Origin of the sequence: Mycolicibacterium mageritense (genome assembly GCF_010727475.1) — a bacterium.
Lineage (GTDB): Bacteria > Actinomycetota > Actinomycetes > Mycobacteriales > Mycobacteriaceae > Mycobacterium > Mycobacterium mageritense.
Genome location: NZ_AP022567.1, coordinates 495,446 through 508,293, shown reverse-complemented (window position 1 = coordinate 508,293; position 12,848 = coordinate 495,446). Strand labels below are relative to the sequence as shown.

The following is a 12,848-nucleotide window of genomic DNA, read 5'->3' as shown; positions in this document are numbered from 1 at the left end:
CCGACGGCTAGCCCAACAGCGCAGGCAGGCGCTGGAGGAGGCCCGGTAGAGCGGTCGCGGCGGTCTCGCGCAGCGACACCGTGGCGGCGTCCGAAAGCGGTGTGCGCTCGGGATTGATCTCGATGACCGCGGTTCCCGTGGCCAGCGCGGCCTCGGGAAGCCCGGCGGCGGGGTACACGACAGAACTCGTGCCGACCACGACCACCAGGTCGGAGTTGCTGACGGCCAGCACCGAACGCTGCCAGGCGTCATCGGGCAGTGCTTCGCCGAACCACACCACATTCGGCCGGATCAGGCCGCCGCAGAAGCACTGCGGCGGCTCGACCGCCTCGATCGGCTCGGGCATCTCCGGGAGATCCCCCTCGAACGGGGAACCGCAAGCATCGCAACGGAATTCGAACAGGCTGCCGTGCAGGTGGTAAACCTTGGTGCTGCCCGCGCGCTCATGCAGGTTGTCGACGTTCTGCGTGACGACGTGCACGTCGGCGTAGTCCTGCCACGCCGCCACGGCGCGGTGACCGTCGTTCGGTTCGACCGCGGCCATCATGTAATGCCGCCACAGATACCAGGCCCACACCTTCTCGGGATGGCGCTCCCAGCCGTCTGTGCTGGAGATCTCGTAAGGGTCGACCTTGGCCCACAGGCCTGTCTCGACGTCGCGGAATGTGGGCACGCCGCTTTCCGCCGAGATGCCGGCACCGCTGAGCACAGTCACTTGCACGTCACCAACGTAGCGGCTTTGAGTGATACTGAGCACGTGGTCGAGTTGGGGGAGTGGGTCCGATTGGACCCGGATGCGGACAAGGCGTTGTTCGACCAGCTGAGGGTCCAGATCATCGACGGCATTCGCGATGGTCGGCTGCCACCGGGTACCCGGTTGCCGACCGTTCGCGATCTCGCCGGACAGATCGGCCTCGCGGTGAACACGGTGGCCCGGTCGTATCGGGAATTGGAGGCCGCGGGGGTGCTGGAGACGCGGGGGCGGTACGGCACGTTCGTCGCACGCGCCGATCCGGCCGACGCCGCGATGGCGGCTGCCGCGAGCGCGTTCGCCGAGACGGCCCGGACGCTGGGCATCGGCAAATCCGACGCGTTGCGCTACCTGGATGCGGTGTTCGACTAACCCGTCCAGCGCAGCACGCCGAGGGCGACCGCGACGTCGACGGTGTTCTCGGCGAGCGGGCGCGGCAGCATCTCGTCAGCCCGGGCCATGCGTCGCAGCAGGGTGTTGCGATGCGTGTACAGCCGGGCGGCGGCGTGCGACGCGTTGCACTGTTCGTCGATGAAAACCCGTACGGTTTCCCGTAATTCGGGGCCGGCCGATTCGAAGTCGCCCAGTACGCGGTTGACGAATGCGGTTGCCCGGTCTGGTTCGGCGGTCACTAGCGCGATCAACTCGATGTCGGTGAACGTGGCCAGCTGTTGAGGCGAGTGCAACCGTGCCATCATCTGTTGCGTCGTGATCGCGTCGAAGTGGCTGCGCCGGAATCCGTCGACGCCGTCACCCGTGGAGCCGATCGCGATACGCACGTCGTCGGCCAGTGCGGGCACCTCGCCGGCCGCCGCGCCGTGTGCCCACACCCACCGGGTTGCGGCGCTCGCAAGCACGCTCAGCGGCCGCGGGTCACCGCACGCATGCCCGAATGCCTCTGCCGCCCGGTCGAGCCTGGCCAGGTCGCCTTCTGGCTGCTCGCTCCAGATGACCGCCGCGGTGTGGGTGCCGGTCAAGGCGTAGCCGAGCCGGCTCTCCGCGCGCCTGCGGGTGATCGGCGCGCCGTCGAGCAGCAAGGCGACGGTCTCCCGCCGCTCGGCGTGCGTGCCGCGCGTGAGTTCGTCGCGCTCGAGCTCGATCTGCTCGGCGATGCCGGCCAGGGTCGCGTCGACGAAGGCGCTGATCGATCGCGAGCACACGTCGAGCAGCTCATGCAGTTCCGCGGGCTCGGACGTGAGCTCGAAGGCGATCTCCATGAGGCGACGCCAGGCCACCCCTTCGCCGACCCGGTAGGCGTCGAGCGGGAAGGCGTTGAAGGCGCCGCGGCGCACCAGTTCGCGCGCGATGCTCAGCGGTTCGGGCCCGGTGTTGGGCGGTACGGGTGCGCCGGGGTCACGCACGTTGGCCGCGCCCCAGAAGTACAGGTTGGCGCGGTTGCTGCGGCTGACGGCCGCCGCGAGCTCGGGGTCAGACGCGACCAGCGGACTCGCGGCCAGCACGGCGTGATCGAGTTCGTCCAGCCATTCCGGCCGGGCATTCACGACGATCTGCGCGCACTGCCGGATCAGCTCCCTGACCCGCGGCGACGGCGGCTTCCAGGTCATCCGCCCACCATAAGGCGGTGGTGCACATTGCACCGCTAAACCAGGAAAAGTGAGAAGTTCTGCCCTTGGATCGGTGGGCCGTACCCGCGACGATCGTCACTACCACTTTCGCTCACCCGACAGGAGCCCTCGACATGTCCGACCTCGAACACGTCGACGTATTGATCATCGGCGCCGGCATCTCCGGCATCGGGGCCGCCTACTACCTGCAGGCCGAGCACCCGGGCCGCAGCTACGCGATTCTCGAGGCCCGCGGCGCGACCGGCGGCACCTGGGATCTGTTCCGCTACCCCGGGATTCGTTCGGACTCCGATCTGCACACGTTCGGGTACGAGTTCAAGCCGTGGCGCGACGAGCACGCGATCGCCACCGCCGACAAGATCTTGGCCTACCTGCGGGAGACGGTGTCGGAGAACCGAATCGACCGCAACATCCGCTTCCACCACAAGGTGCTCGGGGCGGCGTGGGACTCGGCGCAAGCCCGGTGGACGGTTGATGTGGAACGCGCCGACACCGAGGAACTCGTCCAGATCTCTGCCAACTGGCTGTTCTGCGGCGGCGGGTACTACCGCTACGACCAGGGATTCACGCCGCACTTCGAGGGCACCGAGCGGTTCACCGGCCGCATCGTGCACCCCCAGCACTGGCCCGAGGATCTGGATTACGCAGGCAAGAAGGTCGTCGTGATCGGCAGCGGTGCGACCGCTGTGACGCTCGTGCCGTCGATGGCGCCGACCGCCGGGCACGTGACCATGCTGCAGCGGTCGCCGACCTACGTGCTGCCCGTTCCGGCCAAGGACACCTTCGCCAACACCGCCAAGCGGCTGCTCGGCGACGCGCGGGGCTATGCGCTGACCAGGCGCAAGAACATCATCAAGCAACGTGCGGTCTACACGCTGTGCCAGAAGTATCCGACCGCGGCGCGCCGGCTGATCCGCAAGGTCAACGCCGCCCAGCTGCCCGCCGGTTACCCCGTCGACGAACACTTCTCGCCGCATTACAACCCGTGGGATCAGCGGCTGTGCGCGGTGCCCGACGGCGACCTGTTCACGGCCATCAGCAATGGCAGCGCCTCGGTGGTCACCGACCGGATCGTCACCTTCACGGAGCGTGGCATCCTGCTGGAATCGGGGCGTGAGCTTGAGGCCGACATCATCGTCACCGCGACCGGATTGAACGTCCAGCTGTTCGGCGGCATGACCCTGACTGTCGACGGTGAACCCGTCGAGCTGCGAAACACCGTGGGCTACAAAGGCATGATGCTCTCGGGCGTGCCGAACTTCGTCTTCGCGTTCGGCTACACCAACTCGTCGTGGACGCTCAAGGTCGGGCTGCTGTGCGAACACTTCTGCCGCATGCTGACGCACATGGACGACAAGGGTTTTGACACCGCGCGTCCTGAGTTCCCCGGTGGCCCCACCCGTCCGCTGCTGGACTTCGGGGCCGGTTACGTGCAGCGCGTCGTCGACGAACTGCCCCGCCAGGGCGTCGACGGTCCGTGGCTCATGACGATGAACTACACGCTGGACGCCGAGACGCTGCGTCGCGGGCCGGTCGAGGATCCCGCGCTGCGGTTCGGGAAGGCGCTTGCGACGGTTTAACCGAATTCCAGCAGCGTCATCACGGGCCGTACCGGGTCCAGCAGGGGCAGCCGCTGCATGGCCCACATGATGGAGTTGAGGATCGCGCCGCGGCCGGCCGGCATCGGCAGGTCGTGGACGGCCCGCACGCCCGGCACGGTGTTGACCAGATCGGCGGCCTGCGCCGGGGTCAGGCTGAAGGGCATCGGGGGAACCTTGTACCGCAACGACGTTCGCATGCCCGTGCGCGCCCAGGCCGCGAACCACGCGGGCGGCAGGTCGAACATCATCTGACCGCCGGGGAATCGTTGCGCACATTCGCGGATGAGACCCATCGCCTCCTCGGGCTGCAGATACATCAGCAGCCCTTCCGCGGTGATGAACACGCCCTGATCGGTGTCGACGCGGTCCATCCAGCTGTAGTCCAGCGCCGACTGCGCACACATCTGCACGCGGTCCGACGGTGGCAGCAACTTCCGTCGCAGCTCGACCATGGGTGGCAGATCGACTGTCAGCCAGCGAAACTCGTGGCCGACACCGGAGTCGTCAAGGCGGTAGAAGCTGGTCTGGAGCCCCTCGGCCAGCGCCACCACGGTGGCTCGTGGATGGTCGCGCAGATAGCTGCGCGTCGTACGGTCGAAGATCTTTGCCCGCAGCGCCATGTCCTGACGGCGGGTGTAGCCGAACTTGGCGAAATCGAAGTCGATCGAGTCGACCAACTGCACCGCCATGGGGTCGTCGAGGATCCGGTCGGGGCGGCGAGCCTCATGGGCGCGCACCTGCAGCGTCAGCAACGCCGTCTCGGAAACCCCGGTCAGGGCCACCTTGGTGCGCTGCGTGGCGGGCGAATTCGTCGTCACCAGCCCGAATGTACCGAACCGGCCGTCAGCGCAGGACTTTGTCCAGCGTGCGCAGGTTGCGGGTGGTCGTCGACGACTTGTACCGCTTCTTGCCCATGGTCTTGCCGATCGTGCTGCCGAGGGTGGCGCTACGCGCGACCTGCCAGTAGAGCACCCCGTCGCCGCGTCGCATCTTCTCCTGCGCGCCCGGCTTCAATGCGGCGAGCTCGTCGAGCAGTTCGGCATCGCTGACGAACGTCACGTAGGAGTGATGCCCTTCGACCTCGCGCTCGAACGGATAGGCGGCGGATATCGCCGCCAGGGTCTTGATGTCGTAGACCAGCACCCACGCCTCGTAGCCGAAGGCGTCCCGCAACGCCTTCTCGGCCACGCTGCGGACCTTGGCTGCGCTGGATCCGCTGTCCAGCAGGACATTTCCACTGGCGAGGATGGTGCGCACTTCGCTGAACCCGGCCTCGGTGAGTGTGTGCGCCACGTCGGCCATCTTGAGGTTCACGCCGCCGACGTTGACGCCGCGCAGGAATGCGGCATAACGGGTCACGGCATCTGAGTGTAGGGACGCCGCGCTACTTGCTGAGCAGATCCTCCAGGTCCGTGTCCGATGTCGTGGTGATGACCTGGAGCACCCGCTGAAAATTCGGGGAATGCGCCGACACGATCGACGTGTGGTTGTCGCCGGGGAGCATCTCGACGGCCGCGCGCCCGCCGCGGTGCTTGACCGCGTCGACATAGCGCTGCGAATTGGCGGGCGCCACCACACTGTCCCGCGTGCCGTGCATCGCGATCACCGGCACCGACGGATCGATGTTCTGGATCGGGTCGACGGATGCGTAGCGCTCGGGCACGTCGCGCGGGCTGCCGCCGAGCACGGTGACGATGTGACGGTCACCGTGCTCGGCCGCGTACACCATGTCGAGCGGACCGGCCAGCGAGATGACGCGCGTCGGCCGGAACGCGGGCCGCGAACCGACCTCGTCGTCCCGCAGGTTGTGCCGGGTGCCCGACCACACCGCGAGTTGTCCTCCGGCGCTGTGGCCCACGACGAGTTCATCGTCGAGCGTCAGCTGCGGGTACTTCCTGTCCACCTCGACGATGTAGTCGAGGGCGCGCGCGACGTCATGGAACGTGGTCGGCCAGCCACCGCCCGAGCCGACGCGGCGATACTCGACGTTGTAGACCGCCATGCCTCGGCCGGCGAGTTGTCGGGCCAGGCCCTCGAACACGCTCGCGCCGAGTTCGCTCTGCCACGCGCCGCCGTGGATCAGCACGACCAGCGGGATGGTGTCCACCCGCTGCGGGCCGGCAGGCAGATACAGATCGGCCCAGTTCTGCTGCGTGTCGGCCCGGTCATCGGTCGGATACCTGAAGCGTTCCACGGTGATCTCGGTGAGTGTGACCACCTCGGGCATCGGTGTGGTGACCGGTTCTGACGACCCGCTCGCGCACGCGGGCGCCAGTAGGGCGGCCAGTGCGAGCGCGGCGGCCAGCCAGGTGTTGCGCAATGACCCTCCTAGCCGAACTCCAAAACTGTGATCCCGGGCCGCATTCGGTCCAACACTCATCGAGTCGATGGTAAAGACGTAGGCTCGGATCATGGGGCGCCAGGTATTCGACGACAAGCTGTTGGCCTTGATCAGTGGGAATTCGCTGGGCGTACTGGCGACCATCAGACAGGACGGGCGGCCACAGCTGTCCAACGTCTCGTATCACTTCGATCCGCGGGCCGTCGTGATCCAGGTGTCCATCACCGAGTCCCGGGCCAAGACCCGCAACCTCCGTCGTGACCCGCGAGCGTCCATCCACGTCAGCTCCGACGACGGTTGGTCGTACGCCGTTGCGGAGGGCGACGCCATCCTCACCCCGCCTGCCGCGTCACCGGACGACGACACGGTCGAGGGGCTGATTGCGTTGTACCGCAACATCGCCGGTGAGCACCCTGATTGGGACGATTACCGACGGGCGATGGTCGACGATCGCCGGGTGCTGCTGACGCTGCCCGTGTCGCACGTCTACGGCATGCCGCCGGGCCTGCGGTAAAGCGCGTGACGTGTCCGGCTGAATCGCGCTACGCTGCGGCGTATGGCTGACACACCGGAAGACGACACCAAACGTAAGTTCCGGGAGGCGCTGGAGCGCAAGAAGGCGAAGTCGTCCGGAGGCGCGGCCCACAAGGACGGCGGAAGCAACCAACCCCGGGCGCACGGCCCCGTCGAGAATCGGCGCGAGTTCCGCCGCAAGAGCGGTTAATCCTCAGGGAGTCCATCAACGCCGAGGATTGCAGTCACCCAGCGGCTGTGATCCTCGGCGTTGATGGTTATCCACAGGTCGCCGGATGGCTCTGGCGGCCGCAGCGCCCGTCGATGAGTATCGAGGCTGTGGACATCGACCACATGCTTCGGCAACAGGACGGGGTGATCTCGCGTCGGCAAGCACTGGCCGCGGGGCTGGTGCAGCACGACATCCGGCGCTTTCTCAGACGCAACGAGTGGGCGCGGGTGCACGCCGGCGTGTACATCAATCACACCGGGCCGCTGACGTGGTTGCAACAAGCCTGGGCTGCAGCGCTTTACGCGGCTCCGGCAGCGTTGTGCTTCGAATCCGCGTTGGGAGACGAAGCGTCGCCTGTTCACGTCGCGATCGCGCGAGATCGCGCGGCATTGGCAGAGCCGGCGGGAGTCCGCATTCACCATCTCGCGCACCTCGAGGAGCGGGTTCTGTGGAACGTCGGTCCACCGAGGATGCGCTACGACGAAGCAGCGCTCGACGTCGCCTGCCGCGCTGACTCCGAACTCGATGCCATCGCTGTTCTGGCCAATGCATGCCAATCTCGGCGTACCACGGCACAGCGGCTGCTCGATGTTCTCGATTCCCGCGGGCGGGTGCGCCGCCGCCGATGGTTGCGCGGGGTGCTCGTCGACATCGCCGACGGTACGTGTTCGGTACTCGAACATGGCTATCTTGTTCGCGTCGAGCGGCCGCACGGTTTACCCCGCGCCGCACGTCAGAAGCGATCGGTGTCGTCCGTCGGCGTCTGCTACCGCGATGCCGAGTACGGCGAACGGCTCGTCGTCGAACTCGACGGGCGGGTGTTTCACGATTCGGCGACCCGGCGAGATGCGGACTTCGAGCGAGATCTCGATGCCGCGGTCGATGGCCGGGCGACCGTCAGGTTGTCGTATGGACAGGTTTTCCGTCGGCCATGCCGGACGGCGGACAAGCTTGTTCAGGTGCTGCGGCGGCACGGCATGGCCGTGGTCGGACAGCCATGTGGCGCGGAATGCGAGTTCGGCAGGCTCGACCGCGCCGCATAGCCATCAACGCCGAGGATCGCAGTCACCCAGCGCCTGTGATCCTCGGCGTTGATGCCAACCAGCGGGCCGCGACCAGGGCGGCCAACATGACGGCCACGCAGTAGATCCCCTGGTCCTTGAGCCCCCAGGCCACCGAGGTCAGCGTCGCGGCGCCCGCGATGCACAGCAGCAAACCGACTGCGGCGCTGCGGGTTCCGGTGGTGGTGACGGCGCCGCCGTCCCACAGCGGAAGTGGGTTGTTCTCCAGCGGCCGCAGCGCGACGAACACCATCGCCACCAGCGCGGCCATGAGCGCGAGCTGCAATACCGACAGTGCGACGAAGCCCGGAGTCGAGGGGTCATAGCGGTCGAGGCCCAGGTAGTCGAACACCACGTGCGTGGCCAGCAGCAGCGGCATGTGCCACAGGTACAGCGTCATCGCGCCGGAGTTGCCGATCGCGGCCAGCCACCAGACCCGCGGCCGCTGCGCCCACCGCGCGATGGCAGGCGCGGCGGCAATCGCGAACGCGCACATCATGATCGCGTGCCCGGCAAGCAGCAGCGAAGGCGGCGTCATGTTCTTGAGGTGCTGAGATTCGATGCCGACCAGGCTCAGCTCGTACGGGCCGAAGGCCAGCAGCGCGATGTTCACCCCGAGCATGCCGAGGCCGATCTTCAGGGCCGCGGCGCTCGAGAGCAGCTGACGGCGGTAGGCGACCCCGAACATGCCCGGGATCAGCCACACCACGGTGTTGAGGTAGCCCAGCGACGTGTATCCGTCGATGTTGATGCGGACTGCGTCTATCACTGCGATGAATGCGTACGTACCGATCACCGCGCTCGCCAGCTGCGCGGGGGTGGTGATGCGGGCCAGCAGTGGTACCGCGGCCAGCACCAGGACATAAGCTCCCAGGAACCACAGCAGCTGGATCGAGATCCCCGCGATCGGCTCGTAGATGTGTTCGGGCAACACGAACCGCAGCACCGCCAGGGCGGCGGCCCAGAACCCCAGGTAGTAGAACACCGGACGGTAGAGCCGCGTGCACCGCTTGAGCAGCCAGCCACCCCAGGATGCGCCGGGCCGCCACGACTGGACGGAAGCGGCCACGCCGGCGAAGAAGAACAGCGGCATGATCTGGAAGATCCAGGTCAGGGCCTGGAACACGGTGGAGGCCGTGAGCAGGTTGCTCCAGATGAACACATCGTCGCGGATGGTGCTGGTGGCCATGATGGTGTGGCCGAACACCACGCCGACCAACGACACGATACGGATCACGTCGATCGCGCGGTCCCGGCCGGCCGGGGTCTGCGCCTCGACTTCGGCGGGGGTGGGGAACAGGGCGGCCTTCGGGGCGCGCGTGGTGACAGCACTGGTCATGGCTAGTAACGCTAAGGCCGCCGCGGCGCGTCCGATCTAGGTAGAAGCACTCAAATTGGTGGTCGCAGCCCGTTTCTGGCGGGATTCCTCGACCAGGATCGCCACCAGACACACCGCGGCGAGCACCGCGACGGCGATCGCGAACACCACGCCCGCAGTGCGCAGACCCCAGTCCTCAGCGGCCAGGCCTTCGCCCACGACCGGCAGGGACAGCGCGATGTAGGCGACCACGAAGTACGTCGAGCTGACCTCGGCGCGGCGGTCGGCCGGAGCCTTCTCGGCGACCGCGGCAAGCCCGCGACTGAAGCTCATGCCCTGTCCGGCACCCGACACCACGGCGGCCGCGAGCAACGCCGCAAGCGACGAAAAGTACAGTGCCGCAGACAGAATCACCATGCCCACGATGAGCAGCGCGCAACCCAGCGCAACCGCCCGGCCGGTGGGGACGCGATTGACCACGACCTGGGTGACGGCCGAGGCCGCGAAGATCGAGCACGCGATGGCGCCGGCAACGGCGTGGTTGTCGATTCCGATCACGTCGGCCAGGAACGACGGCGCGACGGCGGTGTACATGCCGGTCACCGTGAACCCGGCGAACGCGGCCAGCGCCGCGATGGCGAACACCGTCCGAACCTCGGCGGGCACCGAAAGGCGCTGCAGACCGATGCGACCGGTGCGGGCCGAGGTCTCCGGTGCGACGAACACCGCGACGCCTGCGAGAACCGCCAGCACGATGTGCACGATGAACGGCAGGTGCAGCGGATGAGGTGCGTATTGCACGAGCAGACCCGCGACGAGCGGGCCCGCGCCGAGACCACCGATGTTGACCACCGTCGCGACCGCCGCGGCGCGGCTGTGCCAGGACGGCGGTGCCGCCTCGATGACGGCCACGGTAGCGGTGCCCGCGAACACGCCCGCCGAAAGGCCGGACAGCACGCGTGCCACGAGCAGCACCGGAACCGAGTCCGCGACCAGGAACACCGCCGCACTGGCGAGGGCGAATGCGATCCCGGCGAGCAGCACAGGCCGTCGGCCGAGCACGTCGGACCACCGGCCGAACACCAGGAGTGCGAACAGCACCCCGCCCGCGTAGGTCGCGTAGATGACGGTCGTGGTCAGGACCGCGAAATGCATCTCCTGCGCGTAGAGCGCATACATCGGAGTCGGCAGCGTGGTGCCGATCATGATGGCTGCGAAGGCGTAGGCGAGGAGGGCGAAAGACATTCGGCGGCGCACAGTTCACGGTAGCGAGCAGACGCAGAAGTCCCCCAAACCACGTGGTTTGGGGGACTTTCGCGACTGCTCGCCGGATTAGTGCGCGATCGCCTTCTCGGCTCCCACACCGGTCAGCGAGCGCACCTCCATCTCGGCGTTGCGTTCCGGGTTGCCGGTGTCCTTTGAGGTCAGCGTGCCGACCACACCCAGGACGAAGGCCAGCGGGATCGACACGATGCCCGGGTTGGCCAGCGGGAACCATGCGAAGTCCAGGCTCGGGAACATCGCCTTCGGCGTGCCGGACACCGCGGGCGAGAACACGATCAAGATGATCGTGGACAGCAGGCCGCCGTACATGCTCCACAGCGCGCCCCGCGTGTTGAAGCGCCGCCAGTACAGCGAGTACACGATCGTCGGCAGGTTGGCCGCGGCCGCGACGGCGAAGGCCAGGGCGACCAGGAACGCGATGTTCTGGCCGTTGGCCAGGATGCCCAACACGATCGCCAACACGCCGAGGACCACCGCGGTGATCCGGGAAACCCGAACCTGCTCTTCCTCGGTGACGTTGTGGCCCTTCATGACGCTGGCGTAGACGTCGTGTGCGAACGACGCCGAGGCCGTGATGGTCAGGCCCGCGACGACGGCCAGGATGGTCGCGAAGGCCACCGCCGAGATGATGCCGAGCAGCACGACACCGCCGAGTTCCAGCGCCAGCAGCGGTGCGGCCGAGTTCTCCTTGCCCGCGGCCGACAGAATGCGGTCAGGGCCGACAATGGCCGCGGCGCCGTATCCCAGCACCAGCGTGAACAGGTAGAACGCGCCGATCAAGGCGATGGCCCAGACCACCGAACGACGGGCTTCCTTGGCGGTCGGCACGGTGTAGAAGCGCATCAGGACGTGCGGCAGACCCGCGGTGCCCAGCACGAGCGCCAGGCCCAGCGACAGGAAGTTGATCTTCGACGTGGTCGAGCCGCCGTACTGCGCGCCGGGCGCGAGCACGTCGCGGTTGGCCACGCCTTCCGTGGTGGCCCCGGAGATCGCGGACTGGGCGCTGCCGAGGATCTCGGAGAAGTTCAGCCCGAACTTGGCCAGCACCATGAACGTCATCAACGCGGCACCGGTGATCAGCAGCACGGCCTTGATGATCTGCACCCATGTGGTGCCCTTCATGCCGCCGACCAGGACGTAGACGATCATCAGCACGCCGACGACCGCGATCACCACGCTCTGGCCGAGCGTGCTCTTGACGTTGAGCAGCAGCGCGACCAGGCCGCCGGCCCCGGCCATCTGGGCCAGCAGGTAGAACAGCGACACCGTCAGCGTCGTGGTGGCCGCGGCCAACCGGACGGGACGTTGCTTGAGCCGGAAGCTCAGCACGTCGGCCATGGTGAATCTGCCCGTGTTGCGCAGCAATTCGGCCACCAACAGCAGGGCCACCAGCCAGGCGACCAGGAAGCCGATCGAGTACAGGAAGCCGTCATAGCCGTACACGGCGATGGCCCCGGCGATGCCGAGGAAGCTGGCCGCCGAGAGATAGTCACCGGCGATGGCGATGCCGTTCTGCGGGCCGGAGAACGCGCGGCCGCCGGTGAAGAACTGGTCGGCCGACCGGTTGTTGCCGCTGGCCCGGATCACCACGAACATCGTGACGACGACGAACGCGCCGAAGATCGCGATGTTGGCGATCGGGTTGCCGACCGAGTCTGCGGCTGCGACGAGGGTGTTCACTGAGCGTCTCCTTCGAGCCGTTCGCGGATGGCGGCAGCCCGCGGGTCCAGCTCGCGGTTGGCGAACCGGACGTAGATGCCGGTGATGACGAATGTGGTGACGAATTGCCCCAGGCCGAGCAGCAGCCCGACGTTGATGTTGCCGATGACCTTGATGGCCATGAACTCGTGGGCGAACGCCCCCAACACCACGTAGAGGGTATACCAGAGCAGGAAGAACGCCGTCATGGGGAAGACGAACCGGCGTAGCTTGCTGCGTAGCTCCTGGAACTCGGGGCTGGCCTGAGCGGCGAGGAACTGCTCGCCGCTCGGCGCGGGTCGGGCGGGTAGGTCGGTTTCGGGCACCGGGTGACTCCTGACGTCGACTGTGAACCAGCTGGGAATCGAACTTAATTGAGATGTGGATCACAAAACGGCTTGCGTGGCGGCCATACGCCGAAGCCGGGCAGTGCTGCGCTGAGCGGTCGGTCGGTGACGATGAG

14 protein-coding genes are annotated in these 12,848 nt (G+C 67.3%); 5 read left to right on the top strand and 9 right to left on the bottom strand.

Annotation, left to right across the window (positions count from 1 at the left end):
• Nucleotides 1-7 precede the first annotated feature (7 nt).
• Nucleotides 8-721 carry an NAD-dependent deacylase gene (locus G6N67_RS02415; protein WP_036438629.1) on the bottom strand — a complete coding sequence of 238 codons (714 nt, stop codon included), beginning with the start codon at nt 719-721 and terminating at the stop codon, nt 8-10.
• Nucleotides 722-757: 36 nt separating this feature from the next.
• On the opposite strand from G6N67_RS02415, the gene G6N67_RS02410 reads away from it, so the two are divergent.
• Entirely contained in the window at nt 758-1,123 is a 366-nt protein-coding gene (locus G6N67_RS02410; RefSeq protein WP_036437718.1) for an Rv1152 family transcriptional regulator, read from the top strand.
• On the opposite strand, the gene G6N67_RS02405 is transcribed toward G6N67_RS02410, so the two are convergent.
• On the bottom strand, nt 1,120-2,316 hold the full coding sequence (locus G6N67_RS02405; protein WP_036437716.1) for an Rv1453 family transcriptional regulator: 1,197 nt from the start codon (nt 2,314-2,316) through the stop codon (nt 1,120-1,122). The genes G6N67_RS02410 and G6N67_RS02405 overlap by 4 nt on opposite strands.
• Nucleotides 2,317-2,450: 134 nt before the next feature.
• Here G6N67_RS02405 and G6N67_RS02400 point away from each other — a divergent pair, with 134 nt between their 5' ends.
• Nucleotides 2,451-3,917 carry a flavin-containing monooxygenase gene (locus G6N67_RS02400; protein ID WP_036437714.1) on the top strand — a complete coding sequence of 489 codons (1,467 nt, stop codon included), beginning with the start codon at nt 2,451-2,453 and terminating at the stop codon, nt 3,915-3,917.
• On the opposite strand, the gene G6N67_RS02395 is transcribed toward G6N67_RS02400, so the two are convergent.
• The 3 genes from G6N67_RS02395 to G6N67_RS02385 are packed head-to-tail and all read right to left on the bottom strand — an operon-like array spanning nt 3,914 to nt 6,165.
• Nucleotides 3,914-4,756, bottom strand: a complete 843-nt coding sequence (locus G6N67_RS02395; protein ID WP_051579038.1) for a class I SAM-dependent methyltransferase — start codon at nt 4,754-4,756, stop codon at nt 3,914-3,916. The genes G6N67_RS02400 and G6N67_RS02395 overlap by 4 nt on opposite strands.
• Nucleotides 4,757-4,781: 25 nt before the next feature.
• Entirely contained in the window at nt 4,782-5,297 is a 516-nt protein-coding gene (locus G6N67_RS02390) for a DUF1697 domain-containing protein (RefSeq protein WP_036437712.1), read from the bottom strand.
• A gap of 25 nt (nt 5,298-5,322) precedes the next feature.
• A complete protein-coding gene (locus tag G6N67_RS02385; protein WP_230022010.1) occupies nt 5,323-6,165 on the bottom strand; it encodes an alpha/beta hydrolase family protein in 843 nt (280 codons plus the stop codon).
• 184 nt (nt 6,166-6,349) lie between these two features.
• On the opposite strand from G6N67_RS02385, the gene G6N67_RS02380 reads away from it, so the two are divergent.
• The 3 genes from G6N67_RS02380 to G6N67_RS02370 all read left to right on the top strand — a co-directional run bounded on the left by G6N67_RS02380 (nt 6,350) and on the right by G6N67_RS02370 (nt 8,067).
• Nucleotides 6,350-6,793, top strand: a complete 444-nt coding sequence (locus G6N67_RS02380) for a PPOX class F420-dependent oxidoreductase (protein ID WP_036437711.1) — start codon at nt 6,350-6,352, stop codon at nt 6,791-6,793.
• A 42-nt stretch (nt 6,794-6,835) separates the two neighbouring features.
• On the top strand, nt 6,836-7,003 hold the full coding sequence (locus tag G6N67_RS02375; RefSeq protein WP_110798584.1) for a DUF5302 domain-containing protein: 168 nt from the start codon (nt 6,836-6,838) through the stop codon (nt 7,001-7,003).
• 113 nt (nt 7,004-7,116) lie between these two features.
• Nucleotides 7,117-8,067, top strand: coding sequence for a type IV toxin-antitoxin system AbiEi family antitoxin domain-containing protein (locus tag G6N67_RS02370; protein WP_036438622.1), 951 nt, complete (start codon nt 7,117-7,119; stop codon nt 8,065-8,067).
• A gap of 22 nt (nt 8,068-8,089) precedes the next feature.
• On the opposite strand, the gene G6N67_RS02365 is transcribed toward G6N67_RS02370, so the two are convergent.
• From G6N67_RS02365 to G6N67_RS02350, 4 genes are all read right to left on the bottom strand, one after another.
• A complete protein-coding gene (locus G6N67_RS02365; RefSeq protein WP_051579037.1) occupies nt 8,090-9,424 on the bottom strand; it encodes an acyltransferase family protein in 1,335 nt (444 codons plus the stop codon).
• Nucleotides 9,425-9,460: 36 nt separating this feature from the next.
• Nucleotides 9,461-10,648, bottom strand: a complete 1,188-nt coding sequence (locus tag G6N67_RS02360) for an MFS transporter (protein WP_036437710.1) — start codon at nt 10,646-10,648, stop codon at nt 9,461-9,463.
• Between the two features lie 87 nt (nt 10,649-10,735).
• A complete protein-coding gene (locus G6N67_RS02355; RefSeq protein WP_036437708.1) occupies nt 10,736-12,367 on the bottom strand; it encodes a monocarboxylic acid transporter in 1,632 nt (543 codons plus the stop codon).
• Nucleotides 12,364-12,711, bottom strand: coding sequence for a DUF485 domain-containing protein (locus G6N67_RS02350; RefSeq protein WP_036437706.1), 348 nt, complete (start codon nt 12,709-12,711; stop codon nt 12,364-12,366). Before G6N67_RS02350 ends, G6N67_RS02355 begins: the two co-directional genes overlap by 4 nt.
• Nucleotides 12,712-12,848 lie beyond the last annotated feature (137 nt).

Bases quoted from the DNA above. Each gene is read 5' to 3' on its own strand.
- G6N67_RS02405 (WP_036437716.1), bottom strand. From the start codon at position 2,316: ATGACCTGGAAGCCGCCGTCGCCGCGGGTCAGGGAGCTGATCCGGCAG.
- G6N67_RS02400 (WP_036437714.1), top strand. From the start codon at position 2,451: ATGTCCGACCTCGAACACGTCGACGTATTGATCATCGGCGCCGGCATC.
- G6N67_RS02385 (WP_230022010.1), bottom strand. From the start codon at position 6,165: ATGCCCGAGGTGGTCACACTCACCGAGATCACCGTGGAACGCTTCAGG.
- G6N67_RS02380 (WP_036437711.1), top strand. From the start codon at position 6,350: ATGGGGCGCCAGGTATTCGACGACAAGCTGTTGGCCTTGATCAGTGGG.
- G6N67_RS02375 (WP_110798584.1), top strand. From the start codon at position 6,836: ATGGCTGACACACCGGAAGACGACACCAAACGTAAGTTCCGGGAGGCG.
- G6N67_RS02370 (WP_036438622.1), top strand. From the start codon at position 7,117: ATGAGTATCGAGGCTGTGGACATCGACCACATGCTTCGGCAACAGGAC.
- G6N67_RS02365 (WP_051579037.1), bottom strand. From the start codon at position 9,424: ATGACCAGTGCTGTCACCACGCGCGCCCCGAAGGCCGCCCTGTTCCCC.
- G6N67_RS02360 (WP_036437710.1), bottom strand. From the start codon at position 10,648: ATGTCTTTCGCCCTCCTCGCCTACGCCTTCGCAGCCATCATGATCGGC.